This is a genomic window from Streptomyces sp. NPDC037401 (assembly GCF_055602345.1).
Window position 1 is genome coordinate 193,543 of record NZ_JBVJWO010000009.1, and the last position, 25,027, is coordinate 218,569.

A 25,027-nucleotide genomic window follows, 5' to 3' on the forward strand; every position below is an offset into this window, starting at 1 on the left:
TGTTTCACGTGAAACATCGCCGCGGTCGGCTCAGCCCTGAGCGGCCCACCACTCCTTGAGGGCCTCGGCAGCGGCCTCCTGGCCCATGGGGCCGTTCTCCAGCCGCAGCTCCAGCAGGAACTGGTAGGCCTTGCCGATCACCGGGCCGGGGCCGACGCCCAGCACCTTCATGATCTCGTTGCCGTCCAGGTCGGGCCGGATCGAGTCCAGCTCCTCCTGCTCCTGGAGCTGGGCGATCCGCTCCTCCAGGCCGTCGTAGGCTCGGGAGAGCGCCATCGCCTTGCGCTTGTTGCGCGTGGTGCAGTCCGACCGGGTCAGCTTGTGCAGCCGGTCGAGCAGCGGGCCGCCGTCCCGTACATAGCGGCGCACGGCCGAGTCGGTCCACTCCCCGGTCCCGTAGCCGTGGAAGCGCAGGTGGAGCTCCACCAGCCGCGACACGTCCTTGACCATGTCGTTGGAGTACTTCAGGGCCGTCATGCGCTTCTTGGTCATCTTGGCGCCCACCACCTCGTGGTGGTGGAAGGAGACCCTGCCGTCCGTCTCGAACCGGCGCGTGCGCGGCTTGCCGATGTCGTGGAGCAGCGCGGCCAGCCGCAGCACCAGGTCCGGGCCGTCCTCTTCCAGGTCGATCGCCTGCTCCAGCACGATCAGCGAGTGGTCGTAGACGTCCTTGTGCCGGTGGTGTTCGTCACTCTCCAGCCGCAGGGCCGGGAGCTCGGGCAGCACGTGCTCGGCCAGCCCGGTGTCCACGAGCAGCCCCAGTCCCTTGCGGGGGTGCGCCGAGAGCAGGAGCTTGTTGAGCTCGTCACGTACCCGCTCGGCGGAGACGATCTCGATCCGGTCGGCCATCGCCGTCATCGCGGCGACCACCTCGGGTGCCACCTCGAAGTCCAGCTGCGCGGCGAAGCGGGCGGCCCGCATCATGCGCAGCGGGTCGTCGGAGAACGACTCCTCGGGGGTGCCGGGGGTGCGCAGCACCCGCGCCGCCAGGTCCTCGAGGCCGCCGTAGGGGTCCACGAACTCCTTCTCGGGCAGCGCCACGGCCATGGCGTTGACCGTGAAGTCACGGCGCACGAGGTCCTGCTCGATGGAGTCGCCGTAGGACACCTCGGGCTTGCGCGAGGTCCGGTCGTACGCCTCGGACCGGTAGGTGGTCACCTCGATCTGGAAGCGCTGGACCACGTCGCCGACCCGGGCGTCCTTCTGCGCGCCGACGGTGCCGAAGGCGATGCCGACGTCCCAGACCGAGTCCGCCCAGCCGCGGACGAGCTTGAGCACGTCCTCGGGGCGGGCGTCGGTGGTGAAGTCGAGGTCGTTGCCGAGCCGCCCGAGCAACGCGTCCCGGACTGACCCGCCGACCAGGGCGAGGCTGAAGCCCGCCTCCTGGAAACGGCGGGCGAGGTCGTCTGCGACCGGTGAGACCCGCAGCAGCTCACTGACTGCGCGGCGCTGCACCTGGCTCAGGGCGCTGGGGGTGTCTTCGTTGGCGTTCGGCACAACAGAAGAGGGTACGTGGCCCGCCCGGCGTGGGCTTCCCGGTTTGCGCCGGGGCGGGGAGCGGGGACCCGCCCTCCCTGGGCGATCATGTGGAGCAGTCCGCGGCACTCCGGCACAGCGGGCCTCGTTACCATGCGTGGACGCACAACCGACGACCACTGACACGACGAGGGACGGGGCGCGCGCGTGGCCGAGGCGGCAGACAACCAGGGGGCGGCGCCCGCCCCTGCCCGCCGCTGGCTGCGGCGTGCAGTCGTTCTGCTCGCCGGCACGCCGGTACTGGCCGGGCTCGTCTACGTGCACGACGGGCCGTCTGCGCAGGCCGCAACGGCGGCCCCCCGGTCCGGCTCGTCCACGGTCGACGTGTCCCTGGACTCCCTGGCCCCCAGCGCGCCCGTGAAGGACGACACACTCACCATCTCCGGGACGGTGGTCAACCACGGGTCCGAGCCGATCACCGACGCCCACGTCGGTCTGCGGGTGGGCCCTGCGCTGAGTGAGCGCAGCACGATCGACGAGGCAGCGGGCCGCACCGAATTCCGGCCCGGGGTCGACCCTGCGGAGATCGACTCGGCGTACTCCGTGAAGATGCCGGTCCTCGCCGCGAAGGTCTCCCAGCCCTTCACCCTCAAGGTCCCGGTGAGCAAGCTCGAGCTGGACGAGGAGGGCGTCTACCAGCTGGGCGTCTCTCTGTCCGGCGAAACCGAGAGCCGCCAGTACGAACAGGTCCTCGGCATCCAGCGGACCTTCCTGCCCTGGCAGCCGGAAGCCGCCGAGAAGCGCTCCCAGACCAGCTACGTGTGGCCGCTGATCTCCACGACGCACCTCACGGCCGAGACCGGCTCCGACGCAACGCAGACCCCCGTCTTCCGGAACGACGACCTGGCCGCCGAGCTGCGGCCCGACGGCCGCCTGGAGCAGATGGTGGCGCTGGGCGCCGGCCTGCCCGTCACCTGGGTGATCGACCCCGACCTGCTGGCCAGCGTCGACGCCATGAGGGGCGACTACCGGGTCCGCACGCCCGACGGCAGCACCGTCCCCGGCCGGAACCAGGAAGTCGCCAAGCGCTGGCTGAACGCACTGGAGAAGGCCGTCCAGGGCAAGAAGGTGGTCGCCCTGCCCTTCGCCGACCCCGACCTGGCCTCCCTCGCCCACCGCGGCAAGAACGTCTCCGGCTCCCTGGGCCACCTGCGGCCCGCCACCGAGAAGGCCAAGCAGGCCGTGGAGACCGTCCTTCACGTCACCCCGTCCACGGACTTCTCCTGGCCGGTCGACGGAGCGGTCGACCCCGCCATCGTCAGCGTCGCCACCTCGGCAGGCGCCCACAACGTGCTCGCCCGCAGCGACAGCTTCAAGGAGACCGGCAGCCTCGCCTACACGCCCTCCGCGCCCCGGCCCATCGGGGCCGGCCGGACCGCCGTCGTCGCCGACGCCCGCCTGTCCACCTCCTTCGCCGGGGACATGCTCCACGCCGGGAATGCCACCCTCGCGATCCAGCGGTTCCTGGCCCAGAGCCTGGCCCTGAACCTCCAGGACTCCGACACCCAGCGCAGCTTCGTCGTAGCCCCCCAGCGGATGCCGACCGCCAGCCAGGCGCAGACCATGGCCGCCGCCCTGCGGACCCTGCAGTCCGGGCGCTGGACCCAGGCCGTGGACCTGGAGACCGTGGCCAAGTCCAAGCCGGACCCGGACGCGACCTCCCTGGTGCCCGGCGCCGGACAGTACCCGCGGGCACTGCGCGCACAAGAGCTGCCGCAGTCCGCGTTCGAGAAGATCCGCACCACGCAGAACACCCTCGACAACTTCAAGGTGATCCTCACCCGGCCCGAACGCGTCGAGTTCCCCTTCAGCAACACCTTCAACCGGGAGATGTCCGCCTCCTGGCGCGGGCGCGCCCAGGAAGGCCGCGTGTACCGCAACGAGGTCCAGGACTACCTGATCACCCTCACCGAGCGGGTACAGCTGATCCAGAAGTCCGACGTCACCCTCTCCGGGCACAGCGCCACCATCCCGGTCACCGTGCAGAACAGCCTCGTCCAGGACGTCGAGGGCCTGGTCCTGCGGCTGACGTCCAGCAACGCGACGCGCCTGATGTTCGACGACTCCGGCGAGTCCGAGCAGGACGTCGCCGTCCAGGGCGGCCACAGCCAGTCGGTGAAGTTCACCGCGAACGCCACCGCCAGCGGCCCGGTCGAGGTCACCGCGCAGCTGTTCACCAAGGACGGCGTGCGCTACGGCACGGAACGCCGCTTCACCGTCGACGCCACCGAGATCACCCCCACCGTGATGCTCGTCATCGCGGGCGGCATGCTCCTCCTCGTCCTCGCAGGCATCAAGATGTACGCCAGCCGCAAGCGCGCCGCTGCCCGCGCCGCCGGGGAACAGGGCGACCCGGCCGGGCAGAGCGAGCAGCCGAGTGACCCGACACCGGACACCGGACCCGAAAGCGATGACCCGTCCGGCCCGAGTGAGACAGTGGACCGTTGAGCGATGCCGTGGCCGGCCGGCCTGGGGACGATGAGGTGGGGTTTCGATGAACGCGCCGTACGACGGTGACCGCGCGCAGGGCGCGGGCGGCACTGGGCCCTCCCAGGACCCCGGCCAGGGCACCCCGGTGCCCGGGCAGGCGACCCCGCCCGGCGCACCGCAGCCGGACCCCTATGTCCAGGACGCCTACAACCACGACCCGTACCGGTCCCAGGACCTGTCCGCGCAGGACCCGGTGACCGAGGCCCTGTACGACCGTGCCGCGCACCCGCCGCCCCCGCCCGGCACCTTCCAGGAGCCCGGCCCGCTGTACGAACGCCCCGCGGCCCCCGCGTACGCCCCCGACCCCCGGGTGTGGGCGCAGACCCCGCCGCCCGAGCCGGACGGCCCCTCCCGGCACCTGCCCTACGGCGACCACGCCACCACCACCCAGTTCGTCGGCGTGGACGCGCTGGTCACCAACGCCACCGAGGAGCAGCCGGAGCCGGACGCCTTCGCGTACCTCTACCGCGACCAGCAGGCACCCGGCCAGCAGGCGCCGTTCCAGCAGCCGCCCGCCCCGCGGGCGCCCGTTCCCCCGCCCGCCGAGGAAGCACCGCTCGCCACCCCGGCGCCCGTCAAGCCCGCGGGCCGCGCCGCGAGCCTGCTCAGGTCCTCCGCGCTGATGGCCGCGGGCACGATCGTCTCGCGCATCACCGGCTTCCTGCGGACCCTCGTCATCGCCGCCGCCATCGGCGTCGGCACCCTGAACGACACCTACCAGGTCGCCAACACCCTCCCGACGATGATCTACGTCCTCGTCGGCGGCGGCGCGCTCAACGCCGTCTTCATCCCGCAGCTCGTCCGCGCCATGAAGAAGGACGACGACGGCGGCGAGGCCTACGCCAACCGCCTCCTGACCCTCGTCGTGGTCCTCCTCGCCGGCGTCACCACCGTCTGCGTACTCGCGGCACCGCTGTTCATCCGCATGATGTCCACGAAGATCGCCTCGGACCCGCAGCAGCTGGAAGTGGCCGTCGCGTTCGCCCGCTACTGCCTGCCCACCATGTTCTTCATGGGCATCCACGTGGTCCTCGGCCAGATCCTCAACGCCCGCGGCCGCTTCGGCGCCATGATGTGGACCCCGGTCCTCAACAACATCGTCGTCATCGCCACCTTCGGCGCCTTCATCTGGGCCTTCGGCGGCTTCACCACCTCGGGCGTCAGCGCCGCCAACGTCACCCCGGAAGGCGTTCGGCTCCTGGGTCTCGGCACCCTCCTCGGCCTGACCGTCCAGGCCCTGGCGATGCTCCCCTACCTGCGCGACGCAGGCTTCCGGCCCCGCCTGCGCTTCGACTGGAGGGGCCACGGCCTCGGCAAGGCGGCCCGCCTCGCCAAGTGGACCTTCTTCTTCGTCCTCGCCAACCAGGCCGGCCTCGTCGTCGTCACCCAGCTCGCCACCTGGGCCGGCTCCGTCGCCGAGAAGCAGGGCCACTCCGGCACCGGCATCACCGCCTACAACTACGCGCTGCTGCTGTGGCAGATGCCGCAGGCCATCATCACCGTCTCCGTGATGACCGCCGTCCTGCCGCGCATCTCCCGCTCCGCAGCGGACGGCGACGCCGCCGCAGTCCGCGACGACATCTCCTACGGCCTGCGCACCTCGGCGGTCGCGATCGTGCCCTGCGCGTTCGCCTTCCTCGCCCTCGGCGTCCCGATGGCCACCCTGCTCTACGCAGGCTCCGGGGACGGCGCCCGGAACATCGGCTACATCCTGATGGCCTTCGGCCTGGGCCTGATCCCGTACTCCGTGCAGTACGTCGTGCTCCGCGGCTTCTACGCCTACGAGGACACCCGGACGCCGTTCTACAACACCGTCATCGTTGCCTCCGTCAACGCCGTGGTCTCCATCGTCGCCTTCCTCGTCCTCCCCCCGCGCTGGGCCGTGGTCGGCATGGCCGTCGCCTACGGCCTCGGCTACGCGGTCGGCGTCGGCGTCGCCTGGCGCCGGCTGAGCCACCGCCTCGGCGGCGACCTCGACGGCGCCCACGTCATCCGCACCTACGCCCGCCTCGCCGGCGCCTGCGTCCCCGCAGCCGCCCTTGCCGGCGCCGCCGCGTACGGGGTCACCCACTTGCTCGGAAGCGGAGTCCTCGGGTCCCTCGCCGCGCTGATCGCCGGCGGTGTCGTCCTGATGGGCGTGTTCCTCGCAGCCGCCAAGCGGATGCGCATCGAGGAGCTCAACGCGATGGTCGGCATGGTGCGCGGGCGTCTCGGGCGCTGATGCGCACAACCATCGGCCCCCGTCGCGTGTCGTGCATAGCGCCGGACTGTGGGCACAATTGGCATGACTTTGCAGACTGGCCGACAGCGCGCAACGGATGGGGAGGCAGGAACGACGGTGGCGGAACGTAGCACGGCTGCCGTCGACGTGGCTGACAACAGCGGTGACGAGCCGCTGACCGCCAAGGCGGAGAAAGCCACGGCCGACGGGGCGGCGGCCCAGCAGGCCCGGACAGCCCAGCAGCAGACGGAGAAGACCACACCCGAGACGGACGGCGACCGCAAGAGTGCGGCCCCCACCGCCGCCCCCGAGCTGCACAGCGGACACAAGCTCGCCAGACGCTACCGACTCGAGGAGTGCGTCACCCGTCTGGACGGATTCAGCAGCTGGCGTGCGATGGACGAAAAACTCCGCCGCGCCGTGGGCGTCCACCTGCTGCCCGCAGACCACCCCCGCGCCCGCTCCGTCCTCGCCGCGGCCCGTTCCTCGGCACTCCTCGGCGACCCCCGCTTCGTCCAGGTCCTCGACGCCGTCGAGGAGAACGACCTCGTCTACGTCGTCCACGAGTGGCTGCCCGACGCCACCGAACTGACCGCGATCCTCGCCGCCGGACCCCTCGAAGCCCACGAGGCCTACCAGCTCGTCAACCAGGTCTCCCAGGCGATGACCGCAGCCCACCGCGAAGGCCTGGCCCACCTGCGGCTCACGCCCAGCGCCATACTGCGCACCTCCTCCGGCCAGTACCGGATCCGCGGCCTCGCCGTGAACGCCGCCCTGCGCGGCATCACCAGCGAACACCCCCAGCGCACCGACACCGAGGCCATCGGCGCCCTGCTCTACGCCGCCCTCACACAGCGCTGGCCCTACGAGAACGACGCCCACGGCCTGACCGGCCTGCCCAAGGGCGTCGGCCTGATCGCACCGGACCAGGTCCGCGCCGGCGTCCACCGCGGACTCGGCGAACTGGCCATGCGCGCCCTCGCAAACGACGGGGCCACCGCGTCCCGACAGGAACCCCCCTGCACCACCCCCGAGGAACTCGCCAAGGCCGTCGCCGCCATGCCGCGGATCCGGCCCCCGGAGCCCGCGTTCACCGCCCCGCCGGACTACCAGCACACCACCTACCAGCAGGGCAGCTACGGACGCCCGCAGCCCCACCCGGCCGCCACCCAGCCCATCGCCACCCCGCCGGCCCCTCTGCAGAGCCGCACCGGAAGGGCCCTGAAGTGGGGCGTCGCCGCGCTGCTCATCGCCTCGCTCGGCCTCGGCAGCTGGCAGCTCGCGGACTCCCTCCTCGACCGGCTCAACGCCGACAACGGCCAGCAGCAGACCGGACGGCAGGAAACCGACGACACCCCGAAGAAGAAGGAACCCGGCAAGCCCCTCGCCCTCGGCGACGTCTCCGTCTTCGCCCCCGGCGGCGACGCGATAAACGAGAAGTACAGCGCCAGGGCATTCGACGGCGACACCGGATCCGCCTGGGTCACCCCCCGCTACGAGGGCTACCCGAACTTCGGCAACCTGCCCGCCCGCAGGGACGGCAGCGGCCTCGTCATCGACCTCGGCAGCGTCAAGAACGTGTCCGGACTGGACATCGACATGTACGCCGCCGGGCAGACCGCCGAGGTCCTCGCCGCCGGCCCGGACGCCTCCTCGCCCTCCTCTCTCGACGAGTTCCCGCAGCGCCTCACCAAGCTGGAAACCGTCGGGAAGAAGCTCGAGACCACCCTCGAAAAGCCGGTCCGCACCCGGTACGTTCTGATCCACATCACCGAGTTGCCGTCCGACGGCAGCTCGGACGGCTACCGGGGCGGCATCTCCGAGATCCACGTTCTGGGCTGAGCGCCCCAAGTACCGGGGCCGACAGAGTGCGGGGGAGTCACGTGAGTCCTGGCCCAGAGAGCCAAGGAGTTCCAGACGAGGAACTCCTGGCCCGCCATGTCGCCGGCGACCCCGACGCCTTCGGCGAACTCGTCCGCCGCCACCGAGACCGCCTCTGGGCCGTCGCCCTGCGCACCCTCGGCGACCGCGAGGAAGCCGCCGACGCCGTCCAGGACGCCCTCGTCTCCGCCTACCGCGCCGCCCACACCTTCCGCGGCCAGTCGGCCGTCACCACCTGGCTCCACCGGATCACCGTCAACGCGTGCCTCGACCGCGCCCGCAAGGCCGCCACCCGACGCACCTCACCCCTCGACGACACCGAACGCCTGGAAAGGCTCCTGGAGCCCCACGAGTCCGCCGAGGCACCCGCCGAGCGCCAAGACCTCCACCGCGAGCTCCTGGCCGCTCTGAGCACCCTTCCAGCCGAGCAGCGGGCCGCCCTGGTCCTCGTCGACATGCAGGGATACCCCGTGGCCGAAGCCGCCCGCATCCTCGACGTGCCCACCGGCACCATCAAAAGCCGCTGCGCCCGCGGCCGGGCACGACTGGTTCCGATGCTCACTCATCTGCGCGCCGACCCCGGGGATAACAGTGACTCCGACCGGGGAAGGAACCGGACGCAGGGGACACCCGTCCCACCAGCAGCAGAACCCAGGGACCCCAATGCTGTGAAGGGCGGAGGTGGGCGAGCGTGACTTCCACGACCGGCGCGATCCGGCACCCTGACGTCTCGGAAATCTCCGACCTGACCGAAGGGCTCCTCTCCCCGGCCCGGACCACCGAGGTCCGCAGCCATCTCACCGACTGCGCCCTGTGCGCCGACGTACGCGACTCCCTGGAGGAGATCCGCGGACTGCTCGGCACGCTGCCCGGCCCGCAGCGGATGCCCGTCGACATCGCCGGGCGCATCGACGCCGCCCTCGCCGCCGAAGCGCTCCTCGACGCCACCTCGCCCGAGGCCCGCGCGCCGGCCACCGACCCGCTCCACAGCACCACGCCCACCGATGTTTCACGTGAAACATCACCGAAGACCCCGGCCCGCGGCACCGCCCCCCGGCCCGCGACCGCCCCCGGGCGACCCTCGGGACGGCCCCGCGGCGCCACCGGCCCCGGCCGGACCCGCGCCCGCCGCAGCATGGCCGTCCTGGGCACCGTGCTCGCCGGCACCGCCATCTGCGCCATGGGCATCTTCCTCACCGGCATGCCGAGCACCAGCACCAAGGGCGTCGACGCCGCCAAGACGGACGCCGGAGCCGGCGTGAGCGCACTCCAGCCCCCCGCCGAGTTCACCGATGCCACCCTGGAAGGCACCGTCCAGCAGCTGCTGAGCGGGGTCGGCACCAAGGACAAGCCCGTGTCTCCGCCCGCCGCCGACTCCTACAGCTCCGAATCCCAAAACTCGACCCGCCGTGCGGAAACCGCCGTGCCCGCGTGCGTGCGCGCCGGCATCGGCCGCACCGAAAAGCCCCTGGCAGCCGAACGAGGGACCTACGAGGGAGTGGACAGCTACCTCATCGTCCTCCCCCACCCGGGCGACAGCACCAGGGCCGACGGCTACATCGTCGAGGCAGCCTGCGAGAACACCACCGGCAAGGATCCCGGCAAGGTCCTGGTGAGCGAGTCGTACCCGCGTCCCTGACCCCGCACGCGCCGTGTCCCGGACCTGCACAACCGGTCACCGGGACCGTCGGGCGCGGGTTGGGGAATGCAGGCGCCGTAGGATCCGTTTGGTGGGGTGAGACCCAGCACCGGCCCCCCGGTAGTCAGCAGGCAGTCCGCAGAGACGAGGAAAGCACCCGTGAGCGACGTCCGAAACGTGATCATCATCGGTTCCGGGCCGGCCGGTTACACGGCCGCCCTGTACACCGCACGCGCATCGCTCAAGCCGCTCGTCTTCGAGGGCGCCGTCACCGCCGGCGGCGCGCTGATGAACACCACCGACGTGGAGAACTTCCCCGGCTTCCGCGACGGCATCATGGGCCCGGACCTCATGGACAACATGCGCGCCCAGGCCGAGCGCTTCGGCGCCGAGCTCGTCCCCGACGACATCGTCAACGTCGACCTCACCGGCGACATCAAGACCGTCACCGACACCGCCGGCACCGTCCACCGCGCCAAGGCCGTGATCGTCACCACCGGCTCCCAGCACCGCAAGCTCGGCCTGCCCAACGAGGACGCCCTCTCCGGCCGCGGCGTCTCCTGGTGCGCCACCTGCGACGGCTTCTTCTTCAAGGACCAGGACATCGCCGTCGTCGGCGGCGGAGACACCGCCATGGAGGAGGCCACCTTCCTCTCCCGGTTCGCCAAGTCCGTCACCATCGTCCACCGCCGTGACAGCCTGCGCGCCTCCAAGGCCATGCAGGACCGCGCCTTCGCCGACCCGAAGATCAAGTTCGCCTGGGACAGCGAGGTCGCCGCGATCCACGGCGAGCAGAAGCTCTCCGGTCTGACGCTGCGCAACACCAAGACCGGCGAGACCTCCGAGCTGCCGGTGACCGGCCTGTTCATCGCCGTGGGCCACGACCCCCGCACCGAGCTCTTCAAGGGCCAGCTGGAGCTGGACGACGAGGGCTACCTCCAGGTCGACGCTCCCTCGACCCGCACCAACGTCACCGGCGTCTTCGGCGCCGGCGACGTCGTCGATCACACCTACCGCCAGGCGATCACCGCTGCCGGCACGGGCTGCTCCGCCGCCCTCGACGCCGAGCGGTTCCTCGCGGCCCTCTCCGACGCGGAGACCGCGGCCGCGGCCGTCTGACCCTTCAGAACCCCCCTCTACACCCCACCGCAGTAAAGAAGAAGGAGGCCGCTGTGGCCGGCACCTTGAAGAACGTGACCGACGCAGACTTCGACACCGAGGTCCTCGCCAGCGACAAGCCCGTCCTGGTGGACTTCTGGGCAGAGTGGTGCGGCCCCTGCCGTCAGATCGCTCCGTCCCTCGAAGCCATCGCGGCCGAGTACGGCGACCAGATCGAGATCGTCAAGCTCAACATCGACCAGAACCCGGCCACGGCAGCCAAGTACGGCGTCATGTCCATCCCCACCCTGAACGTCTACCAGGGCGGCGAGGTCGCCAAGACCATCGTCGGCGCCAAGCCGAAGGCCGCGATCCTGCGCGACCTCGACGGGTTCGTCGAGCTGAAGCAGGTCTGACGCCTCAGCGTTTCACTGAAACAGGGCCGCCCCTCCGGGGCGGCCCTGTTTTCTTGCCTTCACAGCGGGCGCAGCGCCGGCTCCTTCTGCACCGCACCCAGCAGCCGGTCCAGAGCGAGTTCGACGTCCTCCTTCCAGGACAACGTCGAACGCAGCTCCAGCCTCATCCGCGGATGCACCGGATGGGGCCGCACCGTCTTGAAGCCCACCGCCAGCAGATGATCCGCCGGCAGCACACACGCAGGCCCCTCCCAGCGCGCATCACCGAACGCCTCGATGGCCTTGAAGTTCCGGCGCAGCAGATCCTTCGCCACCGTCTGCACCATCACCCGCCCCAGACCCTGACCCTGGTAACCGGGCAGGATCCGCGCCGTCATCAGCTGGACCGCATCAGGGGAGACCGGGCTCGTCGGGAAGGCGAGCGAACGAGGCACATACGCCGGCGGCGCATAGAGAACGAACCCCACCGGAACGTCGTCCACATAGACCACCCGGCCGCAGGACCCCCACTCCAGAAGCACCCCGGAGATCCACGCCTCCTTCTCCAGCTCGGGAGTACCGGCCTTTACCGCGGCCTCTCCACGAACCGGATCGAGCTCCCAGAAGACACAGGACCGGCAGCGCTGGGGCAGATCCTTGAGGTTGTCCAGCGTGAGCGGTACAAGCCGACGGCCCATGATCCGACAAACCCTCCGACGGCTCCCAGTCCCAGGCCCACAGTCACCAGCCCGGTGCGACTCACCGATCGCATGGCCCCCGCCCCCTCCACCTTCAGGTGCTCTTGAGTGGAAATGCCATACCTGAACGCATCGTATCCACCCATCGATTGCACCGAAACCGGCAGAAAGCAAAGGGCGGGCCGAAGCCCGCCCCCCGCACCCGACCCACCAGGTCAGCTCTCGGTGCCGCCCTGCTCCAGCACCCGTCCCTCACCCGGCGCAAGCGTGCCGAGAATCCGCTCGAGGTCGTCCATCGAAGCGAACTCGACGGTGATCTTGCCCTTCTTCTGGCCCAGATCCACCTTCACCCGCGTCTCGAACCGGTCCGACAGACGCGACGCAAGCTCCGTCAGCGCCGGAGAAACCCGCGCACCCGCCCGCGGCCCCTTCGGCTTGACCGAACTCGCCGGACTCGACCCCATCAGCGTGACGATCTCCTCAACCGCACGCACCGACAGACCCTCGGCCACGATCCGGTGCGCCAGCCGGTCCTGCTCTTCCGAGTCCTCCACGGACAGCAGAGCCCGCGCATGGCCCGCAGACAGCACACCCGCCGCCACCCGCCGCTGCACCGACGGCGAGAGCCGCAGCAGCCGCAGCGTGTTCGACACCTGCGGACGCGACCGCCCGATCCGGTCCGCCAGCTGATCATGCGTGCAGTTGAAGTCCCGCAGCAGCTGGTCGTACGCCGCCGCCTCCTCCAACGGATTCAGCTGCGCCCGGTGCAGGTTCTCCAGAAGCGCATCCAGCAGCAGCTTCTCGTCGTCCGTCGCCCGGATGATCGCCGGAATCCGGTCCAGACCCGCTTCCCGGCAGGCCCGCCACCGGCGCTCGCCCATGATGAGCTCATAGCGCTCGGCACCCAGCTGCCGCACCACCACCGGCTGGAGCAGTCCCACCTCCTGGATGGAGGTCACCAGCTCCGCGAGCGCATCCTCATCGAACACCTCACGAGGCTGCCGCGGGTTCGGCGTAATCCAGTCCAGCCCGAGCTCCGCGAACGTCGCCCCCGCAACCGAGGCGACCTCCGGCTCACCCGGCACCTCCACCGGCACCGATGTTTCACGTGAAACAGCGCTCTGCGGCAGCGTCGCCACCTTGGCAGCCGCCACACCGCGCTCCGCCGTCAACACCGGCACCGCCGACGGAGACGTGGAACCCGACCCCACCGGAGGACCGGCCTTCTCCTGGGGAGCAGCGGGAATCAGCGCGCCGAGCCCCCGCCCCAGACCCCTACGTCGCTCACTCACTGGATCCCCTCCGCCATGCTCTGCGTGCTGTTCTGTGCGCCGCCCGCATGGGCGTGCTGGGCGTCGTAATGAATCCCCACACCCCGCAGCGCGATCTCACGCGCCGCCTCCAGGTAGGACAGGGACCCACTGGAACCCGGGTCATAGGTGAGCACCGTCTGCCCGTAGCTCGGGGCCTCCGAGATACGCACCGACCGCGGGATGCTCGTCCGCAGGACCTCATTGCCGAAGTGGCTGCGCACCTCGTCGGCCACCTGAGAGGCCAGCCTCGTCCGACCGTCGTACATCGTCAACAGGATCGTCGACACATGCAGCCCCGGGTTCAGGTGTGCCCGCACCAGGTCCACATTGCGCAGCAGCTGCCCCAGACCCTCCAGCGCGTAGTACTCGCACTGGATGGGAATCAGCACCTCGGCACCCGCCACCAGGGCGTTGACCGTCAGCAGACCCAGTGACGGCGGGCAGTCGATCAGGATGTAGTCGAGCGGCTGCTCGTACGCCTGGATCGCGCGCTGCAGCCTGCTCTCACGAGCCACCAGCGAGACCAGCTCGATCTCTGCACCGGCCAGATCGATCGTCGCCGGCGCACAGAACAGCCCCTCGACGTCCGGAACCGGCTGGACGACCTCCAGCAGCGGCCGGCTCTCGACCAGCACGTCATAGATGGACGGCACCTCGGCATGGTGGTCGATCCCGAGCGCCGTCGAGGCGTTGCCCTGCGGATCCAGGTCGATCACCAGCACCCGCGCACCATGCAGCGCCAACGAAGCCGCCAGATTCACGGTCGTCGTGGTCTTGCCGACGCCGCCCTTCTGGTTGGCGACCACCATCACCCGGGTCTGCGGCGGGCGGGGAAGACCCTCACCCGCACGGCCCAGTGCCTCTACCGCCAACTGGGCGGCACGGCCAATGGGGGTATCGGCATCCACCGACGGCGGGAGCGATGTTTCACGTGAAACATCGTCGCCCACCGACTCGGTGCGGGGGCCGGGGACCGGATCGGCCATCGGCCCCGCGAGGTTGGCGTCGGACCGCACGGATTCACTCTCCTCGACATCAGGCTCAGGCTCGCGATGAACAGAGCCTGCCATGTCTACGGGGCTGCGAACCAGCGGGGCCCTTACTCCTGTGGATGAATCCACCGATGTGGACAAGTCTGTGCCCCCCGCCTCCTTACGGCCACGAGGGGACGCAGCCGCACGACCGCGGCTGATGATTCCGTGCAGCAGAGAGCGACGTTTCACGTGAAACACGATGCACGGACAGCGTCACCAGCCCGCTACGACACTCCGAAATCCATACCTATAGGGCGCAACGGATCACCGGCGCCTGCGCACACGCCCCACCCGGGCCGCCTTCGCCCGCTTCGCCGCGAACCGCACACCACCCGGGCTCTCGCCCACCTCGACCCGCACCACCGTGGTCATCGGGTCGACAACGCCCTCACCCACCTGCAGCACCGAGGTCTTCACCACACCGAGCTTGCTCAGCGCCGCCTTCGCGGACACCAGCTCCTCGTCGGCGGTGTCCCCCTTCAGCGCCAGCATCTCGCCGTACGGCCGCAGCAGCGGCACACCCCAGCCGGCCAGCCGGTCCAGCGGCGCCACCGCGCGCGCGGTCACCACATGCACCGGCTGCAGCTTGCCGAGCATCTCCTCCGCACGTCCGCGCACCACCGTGACGTGGTCCAGGCCCAGCAGCTCCACGACCTCCTGGAGGAAATTCGTCCGCCGCAGCAGCGGCTCCAGGAGCGTGATCTTCAGATCACGACGCACCAGCGCCAGCGGAATACCCGGCAGACCCGCACCCGAGCCCACGTCACAGACGGTGACGCCCTCCGGCACCACCTCCGACAGCACGGCACAGTTCAGCAGGTGCCGCTCCCACAGCCTCGGCACCTCCCGCGGACCGATCAGGCCGCGCTTGACCCCCGCGTCCGCCAACAGCTCCGCGTACCGGACAGCCTCCGGGAAATACTCACCGAATACCGCCCGGGCCTCTTCCGGAGCCGGGGGAAGCTCAGCTGCTGCCTCCGTCACGGGGACCGTCCTTCCGTACCGCACTGTGGGACTGAACACTGTGCTGACTGAACACTGTGGTGGCTTGAATGCCAGGCTGACAAAGATCGGCCCCGCCTGCGATACAGACGGGGCCGACTTCTCGACTTGCTCCGGTCAGGCCGGGAGAACAACGACGAAGCGCTGCGGCTCCTCGCCCTCGGACTCACTGCGCAGACCCGCGGCCGCCACGGCATCGTGGACGACCTTCCGCTCGAACGGCGTCATCGGGTCGAGCTTCACCGGCTGGCCGCTGCTCTTCGCCTCGTCCGCGGCCTTGGCGCCCAGAGCCGTCAGCTCCTCGCGCTTCTGCGCACGGAAGCCCGCGATGTCCAGCATCAGCCGGCTCCGGTCACCGGTCTCCCGGTGCACGGCCAGACGCGTCAGCTCCTGAAGAGCCTCCAGGACCTCACCGTCCCGGCCGACGAGCTTCTGAAGATCCCGGCCGCCCGAGTCACTGATGATCGACACCGCGGCCCGGTCGGCCTCGACATCCATGTCGATGTCGCCGTCCAGATCGGCGATGTCGAGCAGACCCTCGAGGTAGTCGGCCGCGATCTCACCTTCCTGCTCCAGGCGGGTGAGAGTGTCGCCACCCTCGGCGGCAGCGGAGGAGGTGGTGCCTTCCGTCACGGGATGGACTCCTTCTTACTTCTTGGACGAGGGCTTGGGGGGATTCTGACGCTGCGACTTCGACTGCCGCTTCGGCTGCTGCCGCTTCGGCGCACCACCGCTCGCGGCATCCGCATCCGCCGTGGCCTCAGAACTCTTGATCACAGAGCCGTCGGCCTGAGCGGCCAGACCCTGCTTCGACAGCGCCGTGATGAAGCGGCGCTCGTTGTCGTTGCGGTCCGGGCCCTTGGCCACGATCGCCGTCACGATGTTCCTCCGGCGGCGGCCCTTCACATCACCGTGAGAGGTGACGTGCTTGAGCAGACGCTGCAGGTACTGGTCCTGGGCCTTCGAACCCGGCGTCGGGTTCTGGTTGATCACGTACATCTGCTGGCCCATGGTCCACACGTTCGTGGTCAGCCAGTAGACGAGAACACCGACGGGGAAGTTGATGCCCATGACCGCGAAGATCACCGGGAAGATGTACATCAGCATCTTCTGCTGCTGCATGAAGGGCGTCTTGACCGAGAGGTCCACGTTCTTCTGCATCAGCTGACGCTGGGTGTAGAACTGCGACAGCGACATCAGGACGATCATGACGGCGGTCACGATGCGTACGTCCAGCAGGGAGGCGCCCAGCGCCTCGACCTTCTCCGGGCTGTCCATGAACTTCGCGGCGATCGGAGCACCGAAAATGTGCGCCTCACGGGCACTGTCGACGAGGTTCTCGTCGAGAACGCCGATTTCCTTGCCGCTGGCGATGCTCGCCAGCACGTGGTACAGCGCGAAGAAGAACGGAGACTGCGCCAGGATGGGAAGGCACGAGGAGAGCGGGTTCGTACCCGTCTCCTTGTACAGCTTCATCATCTCTTCGGACTGACGCTGCTTGTCGTTCTTGTAGCGCTCCTGGATCGCCTTCATCTTCGGCTGGAGCGCCTGCATGCCACGCGTCGCCTTGATCTGCTTCACGAACAGCGGGATCAGGCAGATACGGATCAGGATCACCAGGGACACGATGGAGAGGCCCCAGGCCCACCCGCTGTCCGCCCCGAAGAGCGCACCGTAAAGGCTGTGGAACTGGACGATCACCCATGAGACGGGCGTGGTGATAAAGCTGAACAGACTGGCAATCGTGTCCACTAATCAGGCTCCTTGAGCATTGCGAGGTCTACGCAACGCACTGCGCAGCTGTTCATGCCAACGCGGGCGTTTACGAGGTGGGACATGATCGACACCGCCCGGCGACCACGGATTGCACCGCAGGATCCGCCAGGCGGTCAGAACAGTCCCCTTCACCGCACCATGCCGGTCGATGGCCGTGTACCCGTAGTGCGAACACGACGGGTAGTAGCGGCACACCGGCCCGAGCAGCGGACTGATCGTCCACTGGTACAGCTTGATCAAAGCGAGCAGCGGGTACTTCATCGAGCCACGCCTCCCAGCAGCCGCTCGAAAGCGGCATCCAGGTCCCGGGCCAGCTGATCGTGGTCGGCGTCGCCCGAACCGGGCAGCGCACGCACCACAACCAGGCTACCGGGGGGCAGCACAGCGAGCCGATCGCGCATCAGGTGACGCAGCCTGCGCTTCACCTTGTTGCGGACGACCGCACCGCCCACGGCCTTGCTGACGACGAAACCCGCACGCGTCGGGGAAGCAGAGTCCCCCGGCTCGTGCGGGTCCGTTGCACCGCTGGTACGTAGGTGTACGACGAGAAGCGGGCGGCCTGCCCGGCGGCCTCGTCGTACCGCGGTCGCGAAGTCCTCGCGCCGCCTCAGCCGATTTTCGGTAGGCAGCACGACGTCATGACCTGTGCGCGATTACGCGGACAGGGCGCTGCGACCCTTGGCACGGCGGTTCGCGAGGATCGCGCGGCCGGCACGGGTACGCATACGCAGACGGAAACCGTGGGTCTTGGCGCGACGACGGTTGTTCGGCTGGAAGGTGCGCTTGCTCACTCGGGGGCTCCAGAGAATGAATCGTTGTGGCGGGACATCGCCTGGCTGTCACCGTGCGCCCACGAAGAAACTCGCGTATCGCCCGAGTGGCACCGCTAAACGATCACTATCAGTGACCTTCGCCCATCGGTAGGCAGGCGGCAGCAGCCATCGACAACTCGACCTCGTTACGGTACGCGCGGCTACGCCATCCGGTCAAACCGAACCCTGACCGGCCCCCACTGTGCACAGCCTGTGGACAACAACTTGAACCGCAGCGGTCGCCCTGACTACCTTGACTAGACCCCGCATTTTTTTGTCCCGACCGTCCCAAAGAACCACACATTCGTGGGACCTGTGAGAGAGCGTGCCCTGTGGCTGACGTACCTGCCGATCTTGCCGCAGTGTGGCCAAGGGTCCTCGAACACCTCCTCGGCGACGGAAACCCGGGCATCGAACCCAAGGACCGCCAGTGGGTCGAGCGCTGCCAGCCCCTCGCGCTGGTCGCCGACACCGCCCTCCTCGCCGTACCCAACGAGTACGGCAAGCAGGTCCTCGAGGGCCGCCTCGCCCCCCTCATCAGCGAAACCCTCAGCCGCGAATGCGGCCGCCCCATCCGCATCGCCATCACCGTCGACGACTCCGCCGGCGACCCCGCCCCGGCCCCCGCCCCGCCGGCCCCCCAGCCGCGCTACGAGGACCAGGACCGCCGCGACAACGGATACGACAACTACGGCCAGCGCCCCGGCGACGACCTGCCCACCGTCCGGCCCGCCTACCCGGACTACCAGCAGCCCCGCCCCGAACCCGGCGCCTGGCCCCGCCCCGGCCAGCAGGACGACTACGGCTGGCAGCAGCCCCGCCTCGGCGGCTTCCCCGAGCGCGACCCCTACGCCGGCCCCCAGCAGCCCCAGCACGGCTACCGCCAGCAGCCCGACCCCTCCGGCTACGACCAGCAGCCCCCGTACGAGCCCTACCCGTACGAACCCAAGCCGTACGAGCAGCAGCGGCCCGACCGCTCCGAGCAGCAGCCCCCGCCCGGCCGCCCCGGCGGCGCAGCCGCGCCGCCCCCCGCGCCCTCCGGCTCCTCCTCCGGACCCGTCGAGCCCACCGCCCGGCTCAACCCCAAGTACCTCTTCGACACCTTCGTCATCGGAGCGTCGAACCGCTTCGCGCACGCCGCCGCAGTCGCCGTCGCCGAAGCCCCCGCCAAGGCCTACAACCCGCTCTTCATCTACGGCGAGTCCGGCCTCGGCAAGACCCACCTGCTCCACGCCATCGGGCACTACGCGCGCAGCCTCTACCCCGGCACCCGCGTGCGCTACGTCAGCTCCGAGGAATTCACCAACGAGTTCATCAACTCCATCCGCGACGGCAAGGGCGACGCCTTCCGCAAGCGCTACCGCGAGATGGACATCCTGCTCGTCGACGACATCCAGTTCCTCGCGAGCAAGGAGTCGACGCAGGAGGAGTTCTTCCACACGTTCAACACGCTCCACAACGCGAACAAGCAGATCGTGCTCTCCTCCGACCGGCCGCCCAAGCAGCTGGTCACCCTGGAGGACCGGCTGCGCAACCGCTTCGAGTGGGGACTGATCACCGACGTCCAGCCGCCCGAGCTCGAGACCCGCATCGCGATCCTCCGCAAGAAGGCCGTCCAGGAGCAGCTGAACGCCCCGCCGGAGGTCCTCGAGTTCATCGCCTCCCGGATCTCGCGCAACATCCGCGAACTGGAAGGCGCACTGATCCGGGTCACCGCCTTCGCCAGCCTCAACCGGCAGCCGGTCGACCTCGGACTCACCGAGGACGTCCTCAAGAACCTCATCCCCGGCGGCGAGGACTCCGCACCCGAGATCACGGCCGGCGCGATCATGGCGGCCACCGCCGACTACTTCGGACTGACCGTCGACGACCTCTGCGGCTCCTCCCGCAGCCGCGTCCTGGTCACCGCCCGGCAGATCGCCATGTACCTCTGCCGCGAGCTCACCGACCTCTCCCTGCCGAAGATCGGCGCCCAGTTCGGCGGCCGCGACCACACCACCGTGATGCACGCGGACCGCAAGATCCGCGCCCTGATGGCCGAACGGCGCTCCATCTACAACCAGGTCACGGAGCTCACCAACCGCATCAAGAACGGCTGACGGCGGGCCGCGAGGCGGCCGAGCACACGCAGAAGGGCGCCCCGGGACAACTCCCGGGGCGCCCTTCTGCCTTGCCGTGGCGTTGGACAGATGAGCTGTCCGTTCGATTAGTGAGGTGGTTACGTAAGTTGCCCACAGATCTGGGGAGTTTTTGTCGTCCACACCCTGGGGACCGGGTGCGGCGCCCACAATCTGTCCACAGGGCAGGGTCCTGAGTGCCCATCAGGGCAGGTCAGGGGGCTGTGAATTTGTGGGCGAGAGAATCCACAGCCTGTGGACGGAAATTTTGTCCACAGGACCGCCCACAGATGTTGTCCACCGGTGGCCCACAGCCTGGGGCATCTTGTGCACAGCTTGGGCCGTCTTACCCACACCGTTGTCCACTGTTCGGCAACGGACCGCCCTCCATCACCGCCCCGAGTGAAAGGCGTCACACCAAGGTGGACGGTTGCCCTGTGGGCAAGCCGGGTAAAGCTGGGGACGGATCTGTGGAGTACTAGGCCCGTCCTGGGGACGGGATGTGCAGAACTTTCTGTTCTCCACAAGCTGCCCATGTTGTCCACCGGTGCCACCCACAGGGGTTGGGGACAAAAAACCGGTGTTGACCTGCGGAAATCGGGTTATCCACGGTATCCACAAGGCCTACTACTACCCCCATAGAGAGTTAGCTCGGAATCCGTTTTCAAGCAGGACCTGTGCACAACTCGTCGAGAGGCCGCCCCAACGACTCGGGCCCGACTTGACGGGCAGCAGCACCGACTGTCGGTGCCGTACGTCAGACTGGTCTCCGGCAGTCAGCCGACGACGAAGGCCAGCAGGGCGAGCCAGCAACAGCAGGAGGCGGTTCCGGTGAAGATCCGGGTGGAGCGCGATGTTCTCGCGGAGGCGGTGGCGTGGGCGGCCCGTAGCCTTCCGGCCCGGCCGCCGGTGCCCGTTCTCGCAGGCCTTCTCCTGAAGGCCGAGGAGGGCTCCCTCAGCCTCTCCGGCTTCGACTACGAGGTCTCGGCCCGCGTCTCCGTCGACGCCGACGTCGAGGAGGACGGCACCGTCCTCGTCTCCGGCCGCCTGCTCGCCGACATCTGCCGCGCCCTCCCCAACCGGCCCGTCGAGATTTCCACAGACGGTGTACGGGCGACCGTGGTCTGCGGCTCCTCCCGGTTCACACTCCACACCCTGCCTGTGGAGGAGTACCCGGCGCTGCCCCAGATGCCCACCGCCACCGGCACCGTCCCCGGTGAGGTCTTCGCCTCCGCCGCCGCACAGGTGGCCATCGCCGCCGGCCGTGACGACACGCTGCCCGTGCTGACCGGTGTCCGCATCGAGATCGAGGGCGACCGCGTCACCCTCGCCTCCACCGACCGCTACCGCTTCGCGGTCCGCGAGTTCCTGTGGAAGCCGGAGAACCCGGACGCGTCCGCCGTGGCGCTCGTGCCCGCGAAGACGCTCCTCGACACCGCCAAGTCGCTGACCAGCGGTGACACCGTCACCCTGGCGCTGTCCGGCTCGGGTGCGGGCGAAGGCCTCATCGGTTTCGAGGGCGCCGGCCGCCGTACCACCACCCGCCTCCTCGAAGGCGACCTGCCGAAGTACCGCACGCTCTTCCCGACGGAGTTCAACTCCATCGCCGTGATCGAGACCGCCCCCTTCGTGGAGGCCGTCAAGCGTGTCGCGCTCGTCGCCGAGCGGAACACCCCGGTGCGGCTGAGCTTCGAGCAGGGCGTGCTGATCCTCGAAGCCGGTTCCAGTGACGATGCACAGGCTGTGGAGCGTGTGGACGCCAAGCTGGAGGGCGACGACATCTCGATCGCCTTCAACCCGACCTTCCTGCTCGACGGCCTGAGCGCCATCGACTCGCCGGTCGCGCAGCTGTCCTTCACCACGTCGACCAAGCCGGCGCTGCTCAGCGGCCGCCCGGCCGTCGACGCCGAGGCGGACGAGGCGTACAAGTACCTGATCATGCCGGTCCGGCTGTCCGGCTGAATCTCCGCCCGGACGTGCAGGTCAGGCCCGGCCCCGCAGGCTGCGGGGCCGGGCCTGACGGCTTTCCCGGAAAGCCCGTGACGCCGGGGCGGCCGCCCCGGCGTAGGCTCGGAGCCGGGTAAGAACCGCCGCGAAGAATCGCCTCAACGCTTAAGGAAAACCTGATGGAGCTCGGTCTCATCGGTCTCGGCAAGATGGGCGGCAACATGCGCGAGCGCATCCGCCGCGCAGGCCACACCGTCATCGGATACGACCGCAATCCCGACCTCGCCGACGTCCACAGCCTGCGGGAACTTGTGGACAGCCTGCAGGGCCCGCGGGTCGTGTGGGTGATGGTCCCCGCCGGCGAGGCGACCCAGTCGACGGTCGACGAGCTGTCCGAGCTGCTGTCCCCGGGCGACATCGTGGTCGACGGCGGGAACTCCCGCTGGACCGACGACGAGAAGCACGCCGCGGAGCTGGCCGCCAAGGGCATCGGCTTCGTGGACTGCGGCGTCTCCGGCGGTGTGTGGGGCCTCGAGAACGGCTACGCGCTGATGTACGGCGGCGAGAAGGAGCACGTCGCCCTCGTCCAGCCGATCTTCGATGCGCTGAAGCCGGCCGGTGAGTTCGGTGCGGTGCACGCCGGCAAGGTCGGTGCGGGCCACTTCGCGAAGATGGTCCACAACGGCATCGAGTACGCCATGATGCAGGCCTACGCCGAGGGCTGGGAGCTGCTGGAGAAGGTGGACTCGGTCACCGACGTCCGCGAGGTGTTCCGGTCCTGGCAGGAGGGGACGGTCATCCGTTCCTGGCTGCTGGACCTGGCGGTGAACGCGCTGGACGAGGACGAGCACCTGGAGCAGCTCAAGGGCTTCGCGCAGGACTCGGGCGAGGGCCGCTGGACGGTGGAGGCGGCGATCGACAACGCCGTGCCGCTGCCCGCGATCACCGCCTCGCTGTTCGCGCGGTTCGCGTCCCGTCAGGACGACTCTCCGCAGATGAAGATGATCGCCGCGCTGCGCAATCAGTTCGGCGGCCACGCGGTCGAGAAGAAGTAACGACACAGCAGCAGCCGGGGGAGGTCGGCGCATCGTGCATGTTTCGCATCTGTCGCTGGCCGACTTCCGCTCGTACGCCCGGGCCGAGGTTCCGCTCGACCCGGGCGTGACGGCTTTTGTGGGGCCGAACGGCCAGGGCAAGACGAATCTGGTGGAGGCCGTCGGCTATCTGGCGACGCTGGGCAGCCACCGGGTGTCCTCTGATGCACCGCTCGTGCGGATGGGGGCGGACCGTGCGGTGATCCGTGCGGCGGTCGTGCAGGGCGAGCGGCAGCAGCTGGTGGAGCTGGAGCTCAATCCGGGGCGGGCGAACCGTGCCCGTATCAACAGGTCTTCGCAGGTCAGGCCGCGTGACGTGCTGGGGATCGTGCGGACGGTGCTGTTCGCGCCGGAGGATCTTGCGCTGGTGAAGGGCGATCCGGGTGAGCGGCGCCGGTTCCTGGACGAGCTGATCACGGCGCGGTCGCCGCGGATGGCGGCGGTGCGGTCGGATTACGAGCGGGTGCTGAAGCAGCGGAACACGCTGCTGAAGTCTGCGGCGATGGCGCGGCGGCACGGCGGCCGGTCGATGGACATGTCGACGCTGGACGTGTGGGACCAGCATCTGGCGCGGGCGGGTGCGGAGCTGCTGGCGCAGCGGCTGGATCTGGTGGCGGTGCTGCAGCCGCTGGCGGACAAGGCGTACGAGCAGCTGGCGCCGGGCGGTGGTCCGCTGGGTCTGGTGTACCGCAGTTCGGTGGGCGAGGCGGTCGACAGCGCCGTCCACAGTTCGCGCGAGGAGCTGTGTGCGGCTCTGCTGGTGGCGTTGGGCGAGGCGCGGAAGCAGGAGATCGAGCGGGGTGTGACGCTGGTCGGTCCGCACCGGGACGAGCTGGTGCTGCGGCTGGGGGAGCTGCCGGCGAAGGGGTACGCGAGCCACGGTGAGTCGTGGTCGTATGCGTTGGCTTTGCGGTTGGCTTCGTACGACCTGCTGCGTGCGGAGGGCAGTGAGCCGGTGCTGGTGCTGGACGACGTGTTCGCGGAGCTGGATGCGCGGCGTCGGGAGCGGCTGGCGGAGCTGGTGGCTCCGGGTGAGCAGGTGCTGGTGACGGCAGCTGTGGACGACGACGTTCCGGGTGTGCTGGTGGGTTCCCGGTACGCGGTTTCGGGCGGTGAGGTGAGCCGGCTGTGAGCGGTGTGGATCCGAAGGGCGAGCCGCGGAAGGTTCCCGAGCCGACGGGTGTGGATCTTGCGCGTCAGGCGCTGGCCGCTGCCAAGGAGGCTGCGCGGGCGCGTGGTGCGGCGGTGAACGACAAGAAGCGGGCTCGGCAGGGGGGTCTGCGGTCGGGGGCGCGGGCGGACGGCCGGGATCCGATGCGGCTGGGTGCGGCGCTGGAGCGGATGCGCACCGAGCACGGCTGGGAGCAGCCGATGGCGGTGGCGGGGGTGATGCAGCGCTGGGACGAGATCGTGGGTCCGGAGGTGGCGGCGCATTGCCGGCCGGAGGCGTACGACGCGGATCCGGAGAAGCGCGAGCTGACGGTGCGGTGTGATTCGTCGGCGTGGATGGTGCAGCTGCGGCATCTGACTCCGGAGCTGGTGGCGCGGTTGAACGGGCAGCTGGGGCAGGGGACGGTGCGGTTCATCAGGGTGCTGCCGCCGGGCGGGGGCGTGCGGCGGTACGGGCCGTTGCGTGCGCCGGGGAGTACGGGGCCGGGGGATACGTACGGGTGAGGTGGGCCGGCTGCGGGGTGTGGGGGGTGTGGTGTCCCGCACGGTAGTCGGAGGTTGACAGGCCGAAGGGCTGGATGCCCGTGTGAGCCTCTTTGGGCCCCTTCCCGGATATGGGGAGTCGGGCGACGTGGGTTCAGGGCGGCACATGCGGACTCAGGTACCGGCAAACCCCCATTCATGTCCGTGGTACCGGTAGACTGGGGGAGAATCCCGCCTCTTCGGCGGGATCCCGCTGAGAACGCTGACAATGCAGATCGACGCAGCCGCTCCTGCTTGCATGCCTGCTGGCCCGGAGTCCGG

Annotated in this window: 22 protein-coding genes; 12 read left to right on the top strand and 10 right to left on the bottom strand. The window is 69.5% G+C overall.

Annotated features, from left to right (window positions below; all coding sequences use genetic code 11):
* Positions 1-30 precede the first annotated feature (30 nt).
* Positions 31-1,497 carry a CCA tRNA nucleotidyltransferase gene (locus ACZ7H1_RS11975; protein ID WP_470785837.1) on the bottom strand — a complete coding sequence of 489 codons (1,467 nt, stop codon included), beginning with the start codon at positions 1,495-1,497 and terminating at the stop codon, positions 31-33.
* A 186-nt stretch (positions 1,498-1,683) separates the two neighbouring features.
* On the opposite strand from ACZ7H1_RS11975, the gene ACZ7H1_RS11980 reads away from it, so the two are divergent.
* The 7 genes from ACZ7H1_RS11980 (at position 1,684) to trxA (ending at position 11,281) form a co-directional block, all read left to right on the top strand.
* A complete protein-coding gene (locus tag ACZ7H1_RS11980; RefSeq protein ID WP_470785838.1) occupies positions 1,684-3,984 on the top strand; it encodes a DUF6049 family protein in 2,301 nt (766 codons plus the stop codon).
* 46 nt (positions 3,985-4,030) lie between these two features.
* Entirely contained in the window at positions 4,031-6,247 is a 2,217-nt protein-coding gene (gene murJ / locus ACZ7H1_RS11985) for a murein biosynthesis integral membrane protein MurJ (RefSeq protein WP_470785839.1), read from the top strand.
* A gap of 117 nt (positions 6,248-6,364) precedes the next feature.
* Entirely contained in the window at positions 6,365-8,089 is a 1,725-nt protein-coding gene (locus ACZ7H1_RS11990) for a protein kinase family protein (protein ID WP_470785841.1), read from the top strand.
* A gap of 41 nt (positions 8,090-8,130) precedes the next feature.
* Complete coding sequence (gene sigM / locus ACZ7H1_RS11995) at positions 8,131-8,823, top strand: RNA polymerase sigma factor SigM (RefSeq protein ID WP_470785843.1); 693 nt, start codon at positions 8,131-8,133, stop codon at positions 8,821-8,823.
* On the top strand, positions 8,820-9,767 hold the full coding sequence (locus ACZ7H1_RS12000; protein ID WP_470785844.1) for an anti-sigma factor: 948 nt from the start codon (positions 8,820-8,822) through the stop codon (positions 9,765-9,767). Before sigM ends, ACZ7H1_RS12000 begins: the two co-directional genes overlap by 4 nt.
* Before the next feature lie 159 nt (positions 9,768-9,926).
* Positions 9,927-10,886 carry a thioredoxin-disulfide reductase gene (gene trxB, locus ACZ7H1_RS12005; RefSeq protein ID WP_470785846.1) on the top strand — a complete coding sequence of 320 codons (960 nt, stop codon included), beginning with the start codon at positions 9,927-9,929 and terminating at the stop codon, positions 10,884-10,886.
* A gap of 53 nt (positions 10,887-10,939) precedes the next feature.
* The gene (gene trxA, locus ACZ7H1_RS12010) at positions 10,940-11,281 is read left to right on the top strand and encodes a thioredoxin (RefSeq protein ID WP_470785848.1); all 342 of its coding nucleotides are present in this window, start codon (positions 10,940-10,942) and stop codon (positions 11,279-11,281) included.
* 59 nt (positions 11,282-11,340) lie between these two features.
* Here trxA and ACZ7H1_RS12015 read toward each other — a convergent pair whose 3' ends face one another.
* From ACZ7H1_RS12015 to rpmH, 9 genes are all read right to left on the bottom strand, one after another.
* Positions 11,341-11,958 carry a GNAT family N-acetyltransferase gene (locus ACZ7H1_RS12015; protein WP_470785849.1) on the bottom strand — a complete coding sequence of 206 codons (618 nt, stop codon included), beginning with the start codon at positions 11,956-11,958 and terminating at the stop codon, positions 11,341-11,343.
* 215 nt (positions 11,959-12,173) lie between these two features.
* Positions 12,174-13,250, bottom strand: coding sequence for a ParB/RepB/Spo0J family partition protein (locus ACZ7H1_RS12020; protein ID WP_470785851.1), 1,077 nt, complete (start codon positions 13,248-13,250; stop codon positions 12,174-12,176).
* Complete coding sequence (locus ACZ7H1_RS12025) at positions 13,247-14,341, bottom strand: ParA family protein (RefSeq protein WP_470785852.1); 1,095 nt, start codon at positions 14,339-14,341, stop codon at positions 13,247-13,249. Before ACZ7H1_RS12025 ends, ACZ7H1_RS12020 begins: the two co-directional genes overlap by 4 nt.
* A gap of 228 nt (positions 14,342-14,569) precedes the next feature.
* Positions 14,570-15,313: a 16S rRNA (guanine(527)-N(7))-methyltransferase RsmG gene (rsmG, locus tag ACZ7H1_RS12030; RefSeq protein ID WP_470785854.1), complete on the bottom strand. Its 744-nt coding sequence runs from the start codon at positions 15,311-15,313 to the stop codon at positions 14,570-14,572.
* A 111-nt stretch (positions 15,314-15,424) separates the two neighbouring features.
* Positions 15,425-15,940 (bottom strand): Jag family protein, encoded by a 516-nt coding sequence (locus ACZ7H1_RS12035; protein WP_470785856.1) that lies wholly within the window; start codon positions 15,938-15,940, stop codon positions 15,425-15,427.
* 15 nt (positions 15,941-15,955) lie between these two features.
* Entirely contained in the window at positions 15,956-17,059 is a 1,104-nt protein-coding gene (gene yidC / locus ACZ7H1_RS12040) for a membrane protein insertase YidC (protein WP_470785857.1), read from the bottom strand.
* Between the two features lie 3 nt (positions 17,060-17,062).
* On the bottom strand, positions 17,063-17,344 hold the full coding sequence (yidD, locus tag ACZ7H1_RS12045; protein ID WP_219664616.1) for a membrane protein insertion efficiency factor YidD: 282 nt from the start codon (positions 17,342-17,344) through the stop codon (positions 17,063-17,065).
* Positions 17,341-17,715 carry a ribonuclease P protein component gene (rnpA, locus tag ACZ7H1_RS12050; RefSeq protein ID WP_470785859.1) on the bottom strand — a complete coding sequence of 125 codons (375 nt, stop codon included), beginning with the start codon at positions 17,713-17,715 and terminating at the stop codon, positions 17,341-17,343. The genes yidD and rnpA overlap by 4 nt, the downstream gene beginning before the upstream one ends.
* 21 nt (positions 17,716-17,736) lie before the next feature.
* Positions 17,737-17,874, bottom strand: coding sequence for a 50S ribosomal protein L34 (gene rpmH / locus ACZ7H1_RS12055; protein WP_030457638.1), 138 nt, complete (start codon positions 17,872-17,874; stop codon positions 17,737-17,739).
* Positions 17,875-18,227: 353 nt separating this feature from the next.
* Between rpmH and dnaA the strand changes: the two genes are divergently transcribed.
* The 5 genes from dnaA to ACZ7H1_RS12080 all read left to right on the top strand — a co-directional run bounded on the left by dnaA (position 18,228) and on the right by ACZ7H1_RS12080 (position 24,727).
* A complete protein-coding gene (gene dnaA / locus ACZ7H1_RS12060; RefSeq protein ID WP_470785861.1) occupies positions 18,228-19,994 on the top strand; it encodes a chromosomal replication initiator protein DnaA in 1,767 nt (588 codons plus the stop codon).
* 849 nt (positions 19,995-20,843) lie between these two features.
* Positions 20,844-21,974, top strand: a complete 1,131-nt coding sequence (gene dnaN / locus ACZ7H1_RS12065) for a DNA polymerase III subunit beta (protein ID WP_470785963.1) — start codon at positions 20,844-20,846, stop codon at positions 21,972-21,974.
* A gap of 164 nt (positions 21,975-22,138) precedes the next feature.
* The gene (gnd, locus tag ACZ7H1_RS12070; RefSeq protein ID WP_470785863.1) at positions 22,139-23,014 is read left to right on the top strand and encodes a phosphogluconate dehydrogenase (NAD(+)-dependent, decarboxylating); all 876 of its coding nucleotides are present in this window, start codon (positions 22,139-22,141) and stop codon (positions 23,012-23,014) included.
* A gap of 34 nt (positions 23,015-23,048) precedes the next feature.
* On the top strand, positions 23,049-24,185 hold the full coding sequence (gene recF, locus ACZ7H1_RS12075; protein WP_470785865.1) for a DNA replication/repair protein RecF: 1,137 nt from the start codon (positions 23,049-23,051) through the stop codon (positions 24,183-24,185).
* Positions 24,182-24,727: a DciA family protein gene (locus tag ACZ7H1_RS12080; RefSeq protein WP_470785867.1), complete on the top strand. Its 546-nt coding sequence runs from the start codon at positions 24,182-24,184 to the stop codon at positions 24,725-24,727. The genes recF and ACZ7H1_RS12080 overlap by 4 nt, the downstream gene beginning before the upstream one ends.
* Positions 24,728-25,027 lie beyond the last annotated feature (300 nt).